Raw genomic sequence first — 16,756 nt, 5'->3', positions numbered from 1 at the left:
TCGATCGGAACGACACCTTGGGGTCGCCGCGAAAGCGGCGGCCCTTTTTGTGTCGCGAAGCGCGTGTGGCATGGGAGTAGATGATGCCTGGTAATCCACCCCCGCCAGCATGGCTGGTCGCGCTGGAGCGTGATGCGAATGCCGGCAGCGGCGCGGCGTTGCTCGAGCTTGCGCGCTTGTACCTGGTGGGCCGCGACGTCCCGCGCGATCTGCCGCGCGCGCGCGACTATTTCGCGCGCGCCGCCGCGGCGGGGGAGCAGGCTGCGGCAGCGGTGTATCGTGCATTTGTCGCCAATGGCACGGGCGGCGCGCCGGACTGGCCGGCGGCGGTGCGGTTGCTCGAGGCGGATCACGTCGATCCCGATGCGGCGGAGCAGCTTTCGCTGATCGCCGCGATGGCGCTCGATGAAACGGGCGCGGGACCGATGCCGCTCGTGGGTGAGCCGCTCAGCGCACAGCCACGGATCCTCCTGTTCCGGCGGTTCCTGAGCAACGCGGAAGCAGACTATCTCGTCGCGCGTGCCACGCCACGCTTTCAGCCTGCACTCGTCGTGCATCCCGTGACGGGCCAGCAGATCCCCGACCCGATTCGGACATCGAACCTGGCTGCGTTTCCGCTGGCGCTCGAACAGCCAGCGATCCACGCGATCAATCGCCGGATCGCGGCCGCGAGCCAGACCGACGTGCGGGCTGGCGAACCGCTGACGGTGCTGCGCTATCGGCCGGGGCAGCAATATCGCGCGCATCTCGACACCTTGCCTCGCGTCGACAATCAGCGCCTCGCGACAATGCTCGTCTATCTCAACGACGGCTATGGTGGTGGCGAAACCCACTTTCCGAAAATCGGCCTCAAAGTCCGGGCGCAAAAGGGGGATGCCTTGCTCTTTTACAATGTGCGCGATGACGGGCAGCCCGATCCGCTCACCTTGCATGAAGGCATGGTCGTCTCGGCCGGAGAAAAGCTGGTCGCATCGCGCTGGATCCGGCAGTCTCGTCTGATGCTGTGATATCACCATAGCGTGACGCGCGCTCGCCGCTGGCGCTTTTGGCGCGGGCGATGACGAAGCCGGTCGTTCGACCATGCGCTTTGGGTGTGCGTCAGCTTTATTCGTCGCCTGTACCCGCTGGGGGGTTGGGAACGCGGCTCGCTGCCGCTACCCTTGCGCCAATGTTTGGAAGTGGCGACGTTGCAGCAATTCTGGTCGGGGTCGCACTCGCCGTGTTTATCGGCGGGACCGGCTGGGTGCTGTACACCGGCCTGCGCGCGCGGCGGGCCGCGTCCGATGCGATCGCGAGCAATGCCCGGTTGGGTGCGATGCTCGCGTCGGCGCCTGCGCTGGCGATGGTCGTGCGCGCCGACGGGCGGGTCGAATGCAGCGCCCGGCTCGCGTCGTGGCTCGGGCTGTCGGCGCCGCCGCGCTATCTCGATGATCTCGCACAGGCCGATGCCGGCCTCGCCACCGACGACGCCGCCGCGCTCGCCGCCGATGTCGTGTCGGCGCAGAAATCGGGGCGCGGCTTTTCGCGCACCGTCCGCGCGCAAGGCTCCGACCGCGCGCTGATGATCCGCGGCAGCCGTGCGGCGCGCGAGATGCAAGCGCCGGGCGGGGTGATCCTGTGGGTGTTCGACGCGACCGAGAGCGAAGCCGAGATCGTCCGGCTCGGCGACGCCGTCGGCTATGCGACGACGCTGTACGAGGAACTGAGCGGGGTGATCCAGGCCGCGCCGATGCCGATGTGGTATCGCGGCGCCGATCTACGCTTGGCGATGGTCAATTCGCATTACGTCGATGCGGTCGAAGGCGCTTCTGCCGAGGACGTCATCGCGCGTGGGCTCGAACTGGTCGAGGGATCGGGGATGGGCGGCCCGCTTGCCAATGCCGTGCTCGCGCGCGATGCCAAGGCGGTGCAAAGCCAGGCGATGCCCGCGACGATCCGCGGCGCGCGGCGGATGCTGCGCGTGTATGACGCGCCGCTGTCGACCGGCGGGGTCGCGGGCTTCGCGATCGATATCGAGGATCTCGAGCAAGCGCGTGCGCGGCTCAAGCGCTTCGACGATGCGCAGCGCGCGATGCTCGATCGGCTGTCGGCGGGCGTGGTGCAGTTCGCCGCGGATCGTTCGCTCGTCTTCTGCAATCAGCCGTTCCGGCGGTTGTTCGCGATGAAGGGCGAATGGCTTGCCGATCGTCCCGAATTCGACCGCGTGCTCGAACGCATGCGTGAAACAAAGCGCCTGCCCGAAGTACGCGACTTCCCCGGCTGGAAGGCCGAGCGGCGCGACTGGTTCCTGGCGGGCGGCGGCGAGGAAGAGGAATGGCATTTGCCGGGCGGCGTGCATCTGCGCGTCGTTGCGCAGCCGCTGCCCGATGGCGGGCTGCTGCTGATCTTCGAGGACCGCACCGAGGAGGTCCAGCTCGCCAGCGCGCGCGACACGCTGCTGCGCGTCCGCACCGCGACCTTCGAGAATCTGCACGAGGCGCTCGGCGTATTCGCCGCCGATGGGCGCCTGCAATTGTGGAACAACAAGTTTCGCGCGACATGGGGGTTCGACGAGGCGTTCCTCTCGACGCATCCGCGCGTCGATGCGCTTGCCGAGCGCGCGGCGCGCCAATTGTCGAACCCCGAGCGTGCGGTGCTGATCAGCGATCTGGTGCGCGCCGCGACGGTCGAGCGCCAGCAGCGCGGCGGGCGGGTGGCCTTTGCCGACGGGCGGCATTTCGAATTCGCGGCAGTGCCGCTGCCCGATGGCAACGGGCTGTTCACGATGCTCGACATTTCGGACAGCCGCCGGATCGAAACCGCGCTGCGCGATCGCAACGAGGCGCTCGAGGCGGCCGACCGGATCAAGACCGCGTTCGTCGCGACGATGAGCTACGAACTGCGCACACCGCTGACCTCGATCAGCGGTTTCGCCGAGATGCTGCATGAGGGCTATGCCGGCAAGCTCAGCAAGGCGGCGGTGGGGTATGTCGAGGCGATCCTCGAATCGGTCGAGCGGCTGGGCATGCTGGTCGACGAAGTGCTCGATCTGACACAGGCCGAGGGTCGCACACCGGCGCTCGAAATGCATTCGGTCGCGCTCGCGCCGCTCGCGCGCGCTGCCGCCGATGCCGTTGCGCCGCTCGCGGTGAAGCGCAAGCTCGAGTTCGCGGTCGAGATCCTGCCGTCGAGCGGCGAGATTTCGGGCGATGCGAAACGCTTGCAGCAAGTCGTCGAGCATTTGTTGCGTCATGCCGTGTCTGGAACGCCCGAGGGCGGGCGGATCCTGCTGCATGTCGATGGAGGTGCCGATGGCGCGCGGATCGTCGTGTCGGACGATGGCGCGGGGATGTCGCGGCAAGCAGTCGCACGCGCGTTCGATCGTTTCGGCCAGCCCGGCATCACGCGCGACGGCGAGCGCGCGCTCGGGCTTGGTTTGCCGCTCGCGAAACAGTTCGTCGAGGCGCATGGCGGGACGATCGCGCTGGTGTCCGAGCCGGGGCAGGGGACGCTGATCACGGTGACATTGCCGCGGGGCTGACGTTGCGCGGTTGGAAGGATGCGCATATTCTATGCGCATTGGAGGTGTCCGATGACTCGAGTCCGTGAAGATCGCGCCGCGTTTCGACGACCAACCAATCTGTCGCTCGACGAGCAATTGGTTGCAGATGCAAAGGCGCTTGGGATCAATGTCTCACGCGCATGCGAAGTCGGGCTGGATGCTGAAATCCGGGCGGAGCGCAATCGCCGCTGGAAAGAAGAGAATCTCGAGGCGACCGCCGCCTGGGCGGAGTATGTCGAGACATATGGCTTGCCGCTCGAGCGCTATCGTCAATTCTGATGGCGCGTTTCGATGTCTATCGCACGCGGGATTTCGACGACGTTCTGCTCGATTGCCAAGCTGACGTCCTTGATGACTTGCCGACGCGATTCGTGGTTCCGCTTGTCCCCGCAGAGCGAATCAGCCGCATTTACGCGCGGTTGAACCCCGTTCTTTCCTTTTCAGACGGCGACTATGTGATGGCCACGCAATATGCGGCCACTGTCCCGGTCAAGGACCTCGGGAAACGTGTCGCAGCGCTTTCTGCCGAACAGTCCGCTATCATGAACGCGCTCGACATGCTGCTGACGGGCTATTGAAATGATCCTCGTCGATCCTCAGGCCAGCGAAGCGCTCGGCGCGCGCCTCGCGGCGCTCGTCGCACCGGGCGATGTCATCACGCTGTCGGGGACGCTGGGCGCTGGCAAGACCAGCATCGCGCGCGGGCTGCTCGCCGCACTCGGGCTGGTCGGCGAGGCGCCGTCGCCGAGTTTCGCGATCGTCCAGCCGTATGCGCCGCCCGAAGTGCGGTTGCCCGTCCTCCACGTCGATCTGTATCGCGTCGATGACGCGCACGAGATCGAGGAACTTGGGCTCGACGAGGCGCTCGCGGATTCGGTCCTGATCATCGAATGGCCCGAACGCGCGCCCGGCTGGTGGCCCGAGGCGCTCGCGCTGGCGCTCGAGATGCTGCCCGATGGCACCCGCCGCTTGACAGCCAGCGTGCCCGCTGGCTGGAGGGCGCGATGGCAGCAGATATGATTCCACCCCCGGCCGCGGCGGCTTTTCTGGCCGCTTATGGCTGGGGCGGCGCGACGATCCTTCCGGTTGCGGGCGACGCGTCGTTCCGGCGCTATTTCCGCGTGGTCGATGGCGCGCGCAGCGCGATCCTGATGGACGCGCCGCCGCCGCACGAGGACCCGCGCGACTTCATCGCGATCGCGCGCTGGCTCGGCGAACACGGCTTTGCCGCGCCGACGATCGATGCGGTCGATCTCGCGCAGGGCCTCGTCTTGCTCGAGGATTTCGGCGACGTGCAGATGCGCGAGACGGTCGATGCCAATGCCGCACGGGCGCCAGCGCTCTACGGCACCGCGATCGATACGCTGGTGCGGTTGCACGGCGTGCCCGCAGCGCCGGTACCGCCCTATGACCATGCGGTGCTGCACCGCGAAGTCGATCTGCTGACGCAGTGGTATTGCCCCGCGGTCGGCGTTACCCCCGATCAGGCGCGCTACGATGCCGCGTGGGACGCGGTTTTCGCGCCCGTGCTCGCCGAACCGGGCGTGACCGTACTGCGCGATTATCACAGCGAGAACCTGATGTTGATCCCGGGCGGAACGGGCGAACGTACGCTCGGGCTGCTCGATTTCCAGGATGCGCTGGTCGGGCATCCGGCCTATGACCTCGTTTCGTTGCTGCAGGATGCGCGGCGCGATGTCGACGAAAGCGTGGAGGCGCAAATGCTGGCGCGGTACAAGGACGCAACGGGGGCGGGTGACGCCTTCGACAGGGCGTATCACGTGCTCGGCGCACAGCGGAACGCCAAGATCGTCGGCATCTTCACGCGGCTGTGGCAGCGCGACGGCAAGCTCCGCTACGCAGGCCTGTGCCCACGCGTGTGGCGCTATCTCGAGCGCGACCTCGCACATCCGGCGCTCGCTCCGGTCAGGGTGTGGTTCGACGCGACGCTCCCGGCGGAGTTGCGCGGCGACCCGATGCTGGTCCGCCAAGGCGCCGCGGCGTGATGCGTCCCAAGCGCACGCTGCGCCTGCGGCCCGATTCGAACGCCGCGGTACCGACCACCGCGATGGTGATGGCGGCGGGACTCGGCACGCGAATGCGCCCGCTTTCGGCGATGCGGCCCAAGCCACTGATCCAGATCGGCGGCACGACCTTCATCGATCATGTGCTCGACCATCTGCGCAGCGCGGGCGTGTCGAAGATCGTCGTCAACGCGCATTACATGGCCGACATGCTCGAGGCGCATCTCGCGGTGAATGCCCACGGGCTCGAGGTGGCGATCTCGGACGAGCGCGGCAAGCTGCTCGAGACCGGCGGCGGACTCGTCAAGGCGCTGCCGCTGATCGATGCCGACCCGTTCCTGTGCGTCAACACCGACAATATCTGGCTCGACGGCCCGCTCGATTCGCTCAAACTCATGGCAGACGCGTGGGATGATGCGAGCATGGACGTGCTGATGCTGATGATCCCGCAAGCGCGCGCCAACCACAATGCGGGCTTAGGCGATTTCTATCTCGATCCATTCGGGCGGATCGCGCGGCGCAAGTCGGGGCGGGTGGCGCCGTATGTCTGGACCGGGATCCAGATGCTGTCGAAGCGGCTGATCGTCGATCCGCCGAGCGACGCGTTTTCGACCAACGTTTTCTGGGATCGCGCGATCGAGGCGGGGCGCGCATTCGGCATCGTGCATCAGGGCTTGTGGTTCGACGTCGGCACGCCGGCGGCGATCCCCAAGACCGAGGCGATGCTCGCGGATGGCTGAGGGCCCGCGGCTCTTCACGATCCCCGCGCACCGCGCGTTCGCCGATGCGCTGGCGGCGGGGCTGATCCGACAATTTGGTGGCGATGATCTGGGGCTCGCCAAGGGGCTCGTGCTGCTCCCCAACAACCGCGCCAAGCTCGCGCTGACCGACGCGTTCGTCCGTGCGAGTTCGGGCGGATTGCTGTTGCCGCGACTGGTCGCGATCGGCGATCCCGCGCTCGACGAAGCGATCGGCGCGGCGCTCGATCCGGCGGACGATGGTGATCCGGTGCCGCCCGCGGTCGCACCGCTAGAACGGCGGATGATCCTTGCGCGGCTGGTCGGCGAGGAGCGCGCGCGGGCGGGGCAGCCCGTCGATGCGGCTGAGGCGGTGCGGCTTGCCGGCGATCTTGCGCGCACGCTCGACCAATTGCTCGTCGAGGAGATCGCGCCGCATCGGTTGCGCGACATCGAACTCAACGAAGCGATGTCGGCGCATTGGGAGCGCGCGCTCGCTTTGTTCGGGATCGTGCTCGACCGCTGGCCCGATGAGCTGCGGCGGCTTGGGCGGGTCGACGCGGCGGCGCGGCGCGCGATGCTGTTCGAGCGCCTGACGACGCGCTGGCGTGTCGCCCCGCCCGCCGGGTTCATCTGCGCGGCGGGGGTGATCGACAGCGCGCCCGCGGTGGCGCGGCTGCTGCGCTGCATCGCCGATAGCCCGCGCGGAATGGTGGTGCTCGCCGATCTCGCGACCGGGATGGATGAGGGCGAGTGGCAGGCGCTCGGGCCGCATGCGCCCGATGCGGTGAGCGGCCTGTCGCGGCGATCGATCGAGACGCATCCGCAATTCCATTTGAAGCTGCTGCTCGAGCGGATGGGCGTCAATCGCGGCGAGTTCCGCACCTGGCGCGACGGCAGTGATCACGACGCTACGATCGCGCGCGGCAAGGCGGTGGCGAACGCGCTGTCGGTCGCCGACTATACCGCGCGCTGGACGACTCTTGGTCCCGAGCAGCGCCGCTTGGCGGGAATTTCCGCCGCCGAGCTCGCGACGCCGGGCGAGGAGGCGCAGGCGATCGCGCTCGCGCTGCGCGCTGCGCTCGAGCCCGAGGCGGGCGAGCTGATCGGCACGCGGACCGCGGCGCTGATTACGCCCGATCGTGGGCTGGCGCGGCGTGTTGCCGCGCATCTCCAGCGGTGGGGGATCACCGTCGATGATTCTGCGGGGCGACCGCTGTCGATCCTGCCGCCTGGGACCTTGCTCACCGCGCTGGCCGAGGCGGCGACGCAGCGGTTTGCGCCGCTCGCCTTGTTGACGCTGCTCAAGCATCCGCTGGTGCGCAGCGGAGCGCCGCGTGCGGCGTGGCTGTCGGGGGTGCGGGCGCTCGACCGCGCGTTGCGCGGGCCGCGGCCGGCGGCGGGGCTGGCGGGGATCGACGCGCATCTGCGCGAGGCGCGGCACGCGCGCGCTGCGCTCGAATGGTGGCCCGAGGCGCGCGCATTGCTCGCACCGATCGAACGTGTCTTTGCGCATGGCGCCCAGCCGCTCGGTGCGGTGCTTGAGGCGCTGCGCACGACCGCGCAGGCGCTGTGCGGCGATGCCTTGTGGTCGGGCCCCAACGGGCGCGCGGCGGCGGAATTGCTCAACGAGGCCGAGGCGCATGCTGGCCACGGCCCGCCGACGATCGACCCGGCGAGCCTCGCGCCGTTGCTCAAGACGCTGATGGATGAAGTCGCGGTGCGCTCGCGCCAGGGCGAGCATCCGCGCCTCGCGATCTATGGCTTGATCGAGGCGCGGCTGCAGACCGCCGACATCATGATCCTCGGCGGGCTCAACGAAGGGACGTGGCCGGGCCTGCCCGCGCCCGATCCGTGGTTGGCGCCGCGGATCCGCGCCGAGCTCGGGCTTCCAGGGCTCGATCGTGGTGTCGGCCTGGCGGCGCATGATCTCGCGCAGGCGCTCGGCGCGCCGACCGCGCTAATCACGCGCGCGCGGCGCGGGGGGACGCAGCCCGCGATCGCGTCGCGCTTCTGGCTGCGGTTGCAGGCGTTGGCGGGCGAGCGGTTCGAGCGTGCGACTGCGCTCGAGGGCTGGACGCGCGCGCTCGACGATCCGGGGGTGCATGAGCCCGCCCAGCAGCCCGCGCCAGTGCCGCCGGCCGAGCGCCGGCCCGAGAAGATCGCGGTGACCGATGTCGACCGGCTCAAAGCCGACCCGTACGCTTTCTACGCCAAGCGCATCCTGGGGCTCGCGCCGCTCGATCCGGTCGATGCCGATCCGAGTGCTGCGTGGCGGGGGACCGCGGTCCACGACATTCTCGAGCGCTGGGCGAAGGATGACGGCTGCGCGCTTGACCGCCTACATACGCGGGCGCTCGCGATGTTCGAAGGCGCGCATCCGATGCAGCGCGCGCTGTGGAAGCCGCGGCTGATGGAGGCGATCGACTGGATCGTCGCGCAGATGGGGCGGAACCTCGATGAGGGGCGGCAAGTGCTCGCGGTCGAGCAATCGGGGGCGGTGTCGCTCGCGGGGGTGATGCTGACGGGCAAGTTCGATCGGATCGATCGGTTGGCCGACGGGACGCTCGCGGTCATCGATTACAAGACCGGCAAGCCGCCATCGCCGGCAGCGGTGCGCGAGGGGTTCAGTCTGCAGCTTGGGTTGCTCGGGCTGATCGCCGAGCACGACGGGTTCGATGCGATTGCCGGCAAGGCGCGCGGGTTCGAATATTGGTCGCTGTCGAAGAAGGGCGATGCGTTCGGGTATGTGACTTCGCCGGTCGATGCGGCGGGGAAGGGCGACAAGGTTTTGCCCGAGGATTTCACGGGCGTTGCGGCGGGGCATTTTTCGGCTGCGGCTGCGGACTGGCTGACGGGGATGCGCGCGTTCGAGGCGAAGTTGCATCCGGAATATGCGCCCTATGCCGAGTATGACCAATTGATGCGGCGGGACGAATGGTATGGGCGTGAGTGAGCTCGGCCGTCGTCTTCTCTTCCCGAACCTTTTTCCTCCCCTCCCTGAAAGGGAGGGGCTGGGGGTGGGTTGGCCCGTGGCTGGCGTTGCGTTTCTCCTGAGAGCAACCCACCCCTCGATCCCCTCCCTTTCAGGGAGGGGAGGATTTAAATGAGCGCTCCCCACACCCACCGCCCGCTTCCGATCCTCAAGGACCAGCAGGCGCGCGCCAGCGACCCCGGCGGGCACGTCTGGCTCTCCGCGTCCGCGGGCACCGGCAAGACGCAAGTGCTCACCGCGCGCGTGTTCCGGCTGCTCCTCACCGGCGTCGATCCCGGCGCGATCCTGTGTCTCACCTTTACCAAGGCGGGCGCTGCCGAGATGGCAGGCCGGATCGGCGATCGGCTCGCCGCCTGGGTGCGGATGCCCGAGCCCGAGCTCGTCTCCGACCTGCAGGCGCTCGGCGAGGATCCGTCGCCGGCGCTCCGCGCGCGAGCACGCACGCTGTTCGCGCGCGTGCTCGATTCGCCGGGCGGCGGGATCCGCATCCAGACGATCCACGGCTTCTGCCAGAGCCTGCTCGCCGCCTTCCCGGTCGAGGCGGGGCTCGTCCCCGGCTTCCGTCCGATCGAGGCGCGCGAGGAAGCGGTGATGGCGCGCGATGCGCTCGCCGAGATGCTCGTCGCTGCCGAGACCGAAGGGCGCGAGGCGCCCGTCGCGACGGTTGGCGCGCTGAGCTTGCGGCTTGGCGAGGGCGAGGCGGAGAAGTTCCTGCTCGCCTGCGCCCGCGCGCCCGCGGCGATGGCCGAGCTGCCGATGGGGGAGGGCGTGCGGCCCTTCATCCGCCGCGCGCTCGATTTGCCGCAAGGCGAGATCGAGGCGGAGATCACCGCCGCATGCAGCGATGACGCGTTCGATGTCGACTCGGTCGCGCGGGTCGCGGCCGCCAACCGTGCTTGGGGCACCGCGACAGGCGGAAACCATGCCGATGTCGCCGAATGCTGGGTCGAGGCCGACCCCGCGATGCGCGCCCAGATGCTCGGCGATCTGATTGGTGTACCCTTCACCGCGAAGCGCGAGCCGCGCAAATATTCGCCCAAGCTGCTCGCCGCCGATTCGGAGTATGCCGATCTCGCGATCGAGATCGGCGAGGCCTGCGCGCATCTGTTGGGCCTGCGCGAGCGCGCGGCTTATGCCGACTTGCTCGCCGACGCGCTGTCGGTCGGGCGCGATTATGCGGTCACATATGAGCGCGCGAAGCGGCGGCTCGGTGCGGTCGATTTTGATGATCTGATCCGCGCGACGATCAGCCTGCTCGGCCAGCCCGGCATGGGCGAATGGGTGCGCTACAAGCTCGACCAGGCGACCGACCATGTGCTGATCGACGAGGCGCAGGACACCAATCCCGCGCAGTGGGCGATCATCCACGCGCTGGTCGAGGAGTTCTTCGCGGGCGAGGGCGCGCAGGATGCGCGCGTCCGCACGCTGTTCACCGTCGGCGATTTCAAGCAGGCGATCTTCGGCTTCCAGGGGACGCACCCGCTTTACTTCGCCGCCGCCGAAAAGAAGCTCGGTACCTTGGCTCGCGATGCGTGGGAGGCCGATGACGAGCAGCGCCGCCAGACCGGCACGATGCGCGCGCGACCGTGGCACCGGCTGTCGCTGACGCAATCGTTCCGCTCGACGCGGCCCGTGCTCGAATTCGTCGATGCCGCGATCGAGGCGCTGCCCGAGCCCGGATTGGGCGCGATCGCCGACCGCGAGGTGCATGCGAGCGAAGTGCCGGGCCCTGGCACCGTCACGCTGTGGCCGCTCGTCGTCGCGGGCGGAAGCGACGAGGACGAGGAGAGCTGGATCTCCGATTCGACGCGCGAACTCGCGCGCCAGATCGCGCGGACGATCAAGGGGTGGATTGGCACGTTGATGCTCGAGAGCAAGGGGCGCACGCTGCGGCCCGAGGACATCATGATCCTCGTCAAGCGCCGCGGCGAGCTCGCCTCGCTGATCGTCGCGCGGCTCTATGCCGAGGGCGTGCCGGTCGCGGGCGTGGATCGATTGCGGCTCAACGCGCCGCTGTCGGTGCAGGATCTGCTCGCCGCGATCCGCTTCGTGCTGCAGCCGGCGGACGATCTGTCGCTTGCCGCCTTGCTGGTCTCGCCGCTGATCGGATGGAGCCAGGAGCGGCTGATGCTGGCGGCACCGCCGCGCACCGGCAGCTTGTGGCGGCATATCTCGGTGACCGAACCGCGCGACGACATCGCGCCGCTGTTCGCGATGCTCGCGCGCGCCGATATTGCAACGCCGTACCAGTTCCTCGAGGAGCTGCTGTCGGGCCCGCTCGGCGCGCGGCGCAATCTCGTGCGGCGGCTGGGGCAGGAAGCGCGCGATCCGATCGAGGAACTGCTCAGCGCCGCGCTCGATTTCGAATCGCTCGGCACGCCGTCGCTGCAGCGCTTCCTCGACTGGTTCGATCGCGGTGAGGTCGAGATCAAGCGCGATCCGTCCGCGCCGCTCGATGCGGTGCGGGTGATGACGGCGCATGGGGCGAAGGGGCTGCAGGCGCCGCTGGTGATCCTCGCCGATGCGGCGGTCGATCCGACGCGCTCGCCGCGTTCGACGCTCAACTGGCGCGCGGGCGACATGGCGAACGAACTGCCGGTGATCCGCCCGCGCAAGGGCGAGGCGACCGGGCCGCTCGCCGTGCTGGTCGAGGAAACCGCGGCGCGCGATCTCGAGGAGCATTGGCGGCTGTTTTACGTCGCGGCGACGCGCGCCGAGGAGCGGCTGGTGATCGCCGGATCGGTCGGCCCGCGCGCGCAAGGGATCGCGCCCGAGCAGAGCTGGTACGCCGCCGCCGACCGCGCGATGGCCGCGCTCGGGATCGCGGGCGAGGGCGCGCGCGACTTTGCCGGGCGCGAGCCGCAACGTCCCGTCGCGCCCGATCGCCGCGCGGCGCGCGGGGCAGCGACGCACGAGCCCGTCCCCGACTGGGCGCTGCGCCCCGCACCGCAGGAAGCCCGCCCGCCGCGTCCGCTCGCGCCGTCGTCGCTCGGCGAGGACGCGGTCGCCGATGCGCCGCCGACGCCGACGATGCGCGCCGCCGCCGAGCGCGGGCGGTTGATCCATGCGCTGTTCGAACGCTTGCCCGCGGTCGCGCCCGAGCTGCGGGCGGCGGCGGCGGATCGCTGGCTTGCGCAGGCGGGCGCGGTCGAGGATGCCAAGGACCGCGCGCGGATCATCGCGCCGGTGCTCGCAGTGCTCGATGATCCGGCGCTGGCCGAGCTGTTCGGCCCGAACGCGCTCGCCGAGGCGCCGATCGCCGCGGTATTGCCCGACGGGTTCGTCGTGTCGGGGACGGTCGATCGGCTGTTGGTGACCCCCGAACTGATCCGCGTGGTCGATTTCAAGACCGGGCGCGCGGTGCCGGCGGGGCTTGCCGACGTGCCCGCCTATCACCTCAAGCAGATGGCGGCGTATGTCGCCGCGCTCGCGGTGATCTTCCCGCAGCGTCGCGTCGAGGCGGCGTTGCTCTACACCAGCGGGCCGACGCTCCACATGTTGCCTGACGACCTGCTCGCCGCGCACAAGCCAGGCTTCGCGAGGGTGGAGCAAAGCTAACGTTCGTGCGCTTGAGTGTACCCGGCGCACATCCTATCTCTGCGTTCACACGAAGGAGTTTCACCATGGCGACCAAGAAGATCACCGACGCGAGCTGGGAAGCCGACGTCACCAACGCAACCGGCCCGGTGCTGGTCGATTTCTGGGCGGAATGGTGCGGCCCGTGCAAGATGATCGGGCCGAGCCTCGAGGAAATCTCCGAGGAACTCGGCGAGCAGGTGACGATCGCCAAGCTCAACATCGACGACAATCCCGATGCGCCGGGCAAGTTCGGCGTGCGCGGGATTCCGACGATGATCCTGTTCAAGAACGGCGCGCCTGCTGCGACCAAGGTCGGCGCCGAGCCCAAGGGCCGGTTGAAGGCGTGGCTCGAGGGCGAGCTCGCCTGAGATCCTATCGCGGGTTAGGCTGTTAGCGCTTTGAAGCGATAGCCTTTTCTGCATATCTTCCCGCCAGCGCGTGATCCTCGCGCGCTGGCGGAGTCGTATCATGATCCTGGCGAAGCGCGCGACCGCGGTCGTGGCGGCGATCCTCCTGCTCGGCGGGTGCGCGACGATCTCGCACGGCACGACGCAAAGCCTGGATGTGCGCTCGCAGCCGGCGGGGGCAGAGGTCAGCACGTCGCTCGGGACCGCGTGCATCACGCCGTGCACGCTGCGGCTCAAGCGCAAGACCGGCTTCGTCGCGACGATCCGCAAGCCCGGCTATCAGCCGCTTGAGGTTGCCGTGAGCAGCATCGACACCGAGCGGCCGGGTGCCGCTGCCCGTAGTGCGCTGACGACGGGACTGGTCGGCTACCTTGTCGATCGCGGCAATGGCGCGTTGCGCGAACTCAAGCCCAACCCGATCGACGTAACGTTGACGCCCGAGCCGCGACGCTGACGCGTCAGGCGGGTGCCAGGATCTGCCCGATCCGCGGGAAATGCACCGCGACGCGCCCGACGTCCGGATCCTCGCGCAGCACGACGATCTCGCGCGGTGTCAGGCGCACCAGCGCGCCGGTTACCGCATCTGCGCCCGGGTCTTCGGTTCGAACGGTGACGGTCTGGCCCGCTGTGAAGCCGCTGTCGGGCTCGACCAGTTCGGTCGCGGTGGGTTCGGCGTCGCGCGCAATTACGAGCGCTTCGGCCGCGGAGAGGTCGGTCGGCGTACCATGGCCGATGGCGGTGACGCGCTCGAACCACGCGGCGAGGTGCGGCAATCGGGCGGTGCGCGCGTCCTTCATCCCGAAATTGCCGTGGAACCACAGGTTCATCGCCGCCGCGCAATCGGCATAGCCCGGTGCGTCGCCGCCGAGGAACGCGCGCCCGTCGCTCAGCGCGTCGTCGAGCCGCGCGAGCCACCCGGTGAATTGCGCGAGCAGATGCGGCGCGGCCTTGGCGATACGGTCGCGGTCGAAGCCGAACAGTTTCTTGCGGTCCTCGAAGAACGCGTCGGGGATGCGGTCGAGGAACGGCGCCATTGCAGAGCCGACCGCCTGGCTGAAGGTCGCGCCGCCCGCCTGCAGCGCGAGCACCGCGTGCAAGCGACCGAGCGGGGCGGGGAACAGGCTCGGGCCGGGCAGTGCGGCCTCGATCGCCTCGATCGCGATCGCGGTGTCGCAATAGATGTCGGCGCCGATCTGCAGCACCGGCGTCTTGCGATAGCCGCCGGTGAGCGGGGTGAGATCGGGCTTGGGCGCGATGTCGGGGATGATCACCGAGCGCCAGGCCGCGCCCTTGATGCCGAGCGCGATCCGCAGCAGCTCGCTATACGGCGAGCGCGGATAATGGTGGAGGATGATCTCGGACATCGTGGCTCTCCTGGTGTGTTTTTCTTTTATCGTTGGTGCTCCCCGGCGAAGGCCGGGGCCCGGTTGCGGGCGGATGATCGTCGTGTACCGCCCCCGCCATCAAGACCTTCGCGACTGGGCCCCGGCCTTCGCCGGGGAGCAGTAAAGGGCAGTACTCAGCTGCGATAATCCGCGTTGATCGAGATGTAGCCGTGCGTCAGGTCGCACGTCCATACCGTCGCCTGACCTTCGCCCAGCCCGATGTCGACGCCGATCTCGATGTCCTGCCCCTTGAGATGCGCCGCGACCGGCGCCTCGTCATAGCCGACCACCGCGAGGCCGCCTTGCGCCACCTGCGTGTCGCCGAAGCGGATCGCGAGGAGATCGCGCTCGGCGGGTTCGCCGGCCTTGCCGACCGCCATCACGACGCGGCCCCAATTGGCGTCCTCTCCCGCGATCGCGGTCTTGACCAGCGGCGAGTTGGCGATGCTGAGCGCGATCGTGCGCGCGCTGGCGTCGCTTTCCGCCCCCGTCACCGCGATCTCGATGAACTTGGTCGCGCCTTCGCCGTCGCGGACAACGAGATGCGCGAGCTGGAGGCACAGGTCGGACAGTGCCGCGCGGAAGGCGTCGGCGCCGGCATCCTCGGCGTCGGCGAGCGGCGTGTTGCCCGCCTTGCCGGTCGCGAAGGCGAGCACGCTGTCGCTGGTCGAGGTGTCGCTATCGACCGTGATGCACGAGAAGCTCGCGCGGTTCGCTTCGCCGAGCGCCGCCTGGAGGAAGGCGGGTTCGACTGCCGCATCGGTGAAGATGAAGCCGAGCATCGTCGCCATGTCGGGCGCGATCATCCCCGAACCCTTGATGATGCCGACGAGCGTCACGGTACGCCCGTCGACCACCGCGGTCGTCATCGCTGCCTTTGCGAAGGTGTCGGTCGTGCCGATCGTGTTGGTCGCCTCCTCCCACGTACACGGCGCGGCGGCGAAGGCAGCGTCGAGCCCGGCCTCGGCCTTGTCGATCGGCAAGGGCACGCCGATCACGCCGGTCGAGGCGACGAAGATATCCGACGGCCGGCAGCCGAGCTGCCCCGCCGCGCGTGCCGCGATCGCCTCGACCGCAGCGCGGCCGCGCGCGCCGGTGAAGGCGTTGGCGTTGCCGGCATTGACCACCATCGCGCGCGCCTGGCCGAGCACGAGCGCGGCGCGGCACCATTCGACCTCGGGCGAAGGGCATTTGCTCTGCGTCAGCACGCCGGCGACGCTGGTGCCCGGATCGAGCGTGACGAAAGTCAGGTCGGTGCGCTCCCACGCCTTGTAGCCGGCGCGCGCGACATGCGGCGTGACGCCGGCAATTTGCGGCAAAAGCGGGAAGGGGCGGGCGAGCGGGGAGCGCGGGCTGGTCATGCTGTGCTCTTAGATGCGCCGCCGCGCTGACGCAAAGGGTCGGCACCGAGGAGGGCGGCGCGTGCTTGAGCGGGCCAGCGGGGGATTGGCGCGTCTCCTGACTACCCGTATCGTCCCATGGCGTCGCTGGACCAGTCCATGCCGCGATCGTGCACACAGAAGGAGAGGGCGCGATGCCGGAGGGGGCGAAACGCCACGAAACTTGGATGATCGCAGTCTGCGGCGTGCTGGGGGTTGCTGGGATCCTGGTGCTGAGCATCGCGATCGCATCGGTACGCGATTCGACCGACGATTCGCTCGCCGATCTGTCGCGCGTCCAGGCAAGGCAGTCCGCGCATTCGACCAGGCGCGCAGCGTCGCCCGCGCACTTGGAAGCCTCCGATCCGCAGGGTCCGGTTCCGGTTGGAAATCCAGCGCGTTGGATCACCGCCGATGATTATCCTGTCGCAGCGCTCCACCGCAACGAGCAGGGCAAGGTAGGAGTCGATCTCCAAATTGCCGCCACGGGCAGCGTGGTCGCGTGCCGCATCGGCGAGAGCAGCGGCCATGAGTCGCTCGACCAGGCCGCGTGCCGGGCGCTCCGCAGCCGTGCCCGCTTCGCCCCGGCGCGCGATGCGAACGGCACGCCGATTGCCGCGACCTGGCACCGCAATGTCGTCTGGCGCCTTCCGTCCTGATCGGCGATGGAGGCGCGATCCGCTGGACGTGCGCGCGGTTAGTCCCTAGA

General features: G+C 69.0%; 14 protein-coding genes. 12 read left to right on the top strand and 2 right to left on the bottom strand.

Annotated elements, in window-relative coordinates; genetic code table 11:
• Window positions 1–83 precede the first annotated feature (83 nt).
• The 11 genes from IE187_RS07275 (at window position 84) to IE187_RS07225 (ending at window position 13,737) form a co-directional block, all read left to right on the top strand.
• Complete coding sequence (locus tag IE187_RS07275; RefSeq protein WP_189675706.1) at window positions 84–1,007, top strand: 2OG-Fe(II) oxygenase; 924 nt, start codon at window positions 84–86, stop codon at window positions 1,005–1,007.
• Between the two features lie 161 nt (window positions 1,008–1,168).
• A complete protein-coding gene (locus tag IE187_RS07270) occupies window positions 1,169–3,520 on the top strand; it encodes a sensor histidine kinase (protein WP_189675705.1) in 2,352 nt (783 codons plus the stop codon).
• Between the two features lie 18 nt (window positions 3,521–3,538).
• Window positions 3,539–3,820 (top strand): type II toxin-antitoxin system CcdA family antitoxin, encoded by a 282-nt coding sequence (locus IE187_RS07265; RefSeq protein WP_438810919.1) that lies wholly within the window; start codon window positions 3,539–3,541, stop codon window positions 3,818–3,820.
• On the top strand, window positions 3,820–4,119 hold the full coding sequence (locus tag IE187_RS07260) for a CcdB family protein (RefSeq protein ID WP_133186765.1): 300 nt from the start codon (window positions 3,820–3,822) through the stop codon (window positions 4,117–4,119). The genes IE187_RS07265 and IE187_RS07260 overlap by 1 nt, the downstream gene beginning before the upstream one ends.
• A gap of 1 nt (window position 4,120) precedes the next feature.
• On the top strand, window positions 4,121–4,561 hold the full coding sequence (gene tsaE / locus IE187_RS07255; RefSeq protein WP_189675704.1) for a tRNA (adenosine(37)-N6)-threonylcarbamoyltransferase complex ATPase subunit type 1 TsaE: 441 nt from the start codon (window positions 4,121–4,123) through the stop codon (window positions 4,559–4,561).
• Entirely contained in the window at window positions 4,558–5,547 is a 990-nt protein-coding gene (locus IE187_RS07250) for an aminoglycoside phosphotransferase family protein (protein WP_189675703.1), read from the top strand. Before tsaE ends, IE187_RS07250 begins: the two co-directional genes overlap by 4 nt.
• A complete protein-coding gene (locus tag IE187_RS07245) occupies window positions 5,547–6,305 on the top strand; it encodes a nucleotidyltransferase family protein (protein WP_133191881.1) in 759 nt (252 codons plus the stop codon). The genes IE187_RS07250 and IE187_RS07245 overlap by 1 nt, the downstream gene beginning before the upstream one ends.
• Window positions 6,298–9,258 (top strand): double-strand break repair protein AddB, encoded by a 2,961-nt coding sequence (gene addB, locus IE187_RS07240; protein ID WP_189675702.1) that lies wholly within the window; start codon window positions 6,298–6,300, stop codon window positions 9,256–9,258. The genes IE187_RS07245 and addB overlap by 8 nt, the downstream gene beginning before the upstream one ends.
• 150 nt (window positions 9,259–9,408) lie before the next feature.
• Complete coding sequence (gene addA, locus IE187_RS07235; RefSeq protein WP_189675701.1) at window positions 9,409–12,855, top strand: double-strand break repair helicase AddA; 3,447 nt, start codon at window positions 9,409–9,411, stop codon at window positions 12,853–12,855.
• Between the two features lie 65 nt (window positions 12,856–12,920).
• Window positions 12,921–13,244, top strand: a complete 324-nt coding sequence (trxA, locus tag IE187_RS07230) for a thioredoxin TrxA (RefSeq protein ID WP_133186775.1) — start codon at window positions 12,921–12,923, stop codon at window positions 13,242–13,244.
• 100 nt (window positions 13,245–13,344) lie between these two features.
• On the top strand, window positions 13,345–13,737 hold the full coding sequence (locus tag IE187_RS07225) for a PEGA domain-containing protein (protein WP_189675700.1): 393 nt from the start codon (window positions 13,345–13,347) through the stop codon (window positions 13,735–13,737).
• Between the two features lie 4 nt (window positions 13,738–13,741).
• Here IE187_RS07225 and IE187_RS07220 read toward each other — a convergent pair whose 3' ends face one another.
• Window positions 13,742–14,647: a glutathione S-transferase family protein gene (locus IE187_RS07220; RefSeq protein ID WP_189675699.1), complete on the bottom strand. Its 906-nt coding sequence runs from the start codon at window positions 14,645–14,647 to the stop codon at window positions 13,742–13,744.
• 155 nt (window positions 14,648–14,802) lie between these two features.
• Window positions 14,803–16,029, bottom strand: coding sequence for a bifunctional glutamate N-acetyltransferase/amino-acid acetyltransferase ArgJ (argJ, locus tag IE187_RS07215; RefSeq protein ID WP_189675698.1), 1,227 nt, complete (start codon window positions 16,027–16,029; stop codon window positions 14,803–14,805).
• Between the two features lie 206 nt (window positions 16,030–16,235).
• Between argJ and IE187_RS07210 the strand changes: the two genes are divergently transcribed.
• Window positions 16,236–16,706: an energy transducer TonB gene (locus IE187_RS07210; RefSeq protein WP_189675697.1), complete on the top strand. Its 471-nt coding sequence runs from the start codon at window positions 16,236–16,238 to the stop codon at window positions 16,704–16,706.
• Window positions 16,707–16,756: the final 50 nt, after the last annotated feature.

This window comes from Sphingomonas glacialis (assembly GCF_014653575.1).
GTDB classification, from domain to species: Bacteria; Pseudomonadota; Alphaproteobacteria; order Sphingomonadales; family Sphingomonadaceae; genus Sphingomonas; species Sphingomonas glacialis.
Note: the sequence above shows the minus strand (reverse complement) of the source record. Positions and strands in the feature narration are given on the sequence as shown.

Excerpts from the sequence above, each read along its gene's own strand:
- IE187_RS07275 (WP_189675706.1), top strand. The coding sequence starts at position 84 with ATGCCTGGTAATCCACCCCCGCCAGCATGGCTGGTCGCGCTGGAGCGT.
- IE187_RS07270 (WP_189675705.1), top strand. The coding sequence starts at position 1,169 with ATGTTTGGAAGTGGCGACGTTGCAGCAATTCTGGTCGGGGTCGCACTC.
- IE187_RS07265 (WP_438810919.1), top strand. The coding sequence starts at position 3,539 with ATGCGCATATTCTATGCGCATTGGAGGTGTCCGATGACTCGAGTCCGT.
- IE187_RS07260 (WP_133186765.1), top strand. The coding sequence starts at position 3,820 with ATGGCGCGTTTCGATGTCTATCGCACGCGGGATTTCGACGACGTTCTG.
- tsaE (WP_189675704.1), top strand. The coding sequence starts at position 4,121 with ATGATCCTCGTCGATCCTCAGGCCAGCGAAGCGCTCGGCGCGCGCCTC.
- IE187_RS07250 (WP_189675703.1), top strand. The coding sequence starts at position 4,558 with ATGATTCCACCCCCGGCCGCGGCGGCTTTTCTGGCCGCTTATGGCTGG.
- IE187_RS07245 (WP_133191881.1), top strand. The coding sequence starts at position 5,547 with ATGCGTCCCAAGCGCACGCTGCGCCTGCGGCCCGATTCGAACGCCGCG.
- addB (WP_189675702.1), top strand. The coding sequence starts at position 6,298 with ATGGCTGAGGGCCCGCGGCTCTTCACGATCCCCGCGCACCGCGCGTTC.
- addA (WP_189675701.1), top strand. The coding sequence starts at position 9,409 with ATGAGCGCTCCCCACACCCACCGCCCGCTTCCGATCCTCAAGGACCAG.
- trxA (WP_133186775.1), top strand. The coding sequence starts at position 12,921 with ATGGCGACCAAGAAGATCACCGACGCGAGCTGGGAAGCCGACGTCACC.
- IE187_RS07225 (WP_189675700.1), top strand. The coding sequence starts at position 13,345 with ATGATCCTGGCGAAGCGCGCGACCGCGGTCGTGGCGGCGATCCTCCTG.
- IE187_RS07220 (WP_189675699.1), bottom strand. The coding sequence starts at position 14,647 with ATGTCCGAGATCATCCTCCACCATTATCCGCGCTCGCCGTATAGCGAG.
- argJ (WP_189675698.1), bottom strand. The coding sequence starts at position 16,029 with ATGACCAGCCCGCGCTCCCCGCTCGCCCGCCCCTTCCCGCTTTTGCCG.
- IE187_RS07210 (WP_189675697.1), top strand. The coding sequence starts at position 16,236 with ATGATCGCAGTCTGCGGCGTGCTGGGGGTTGCTGGGATCCTGGTGCTG.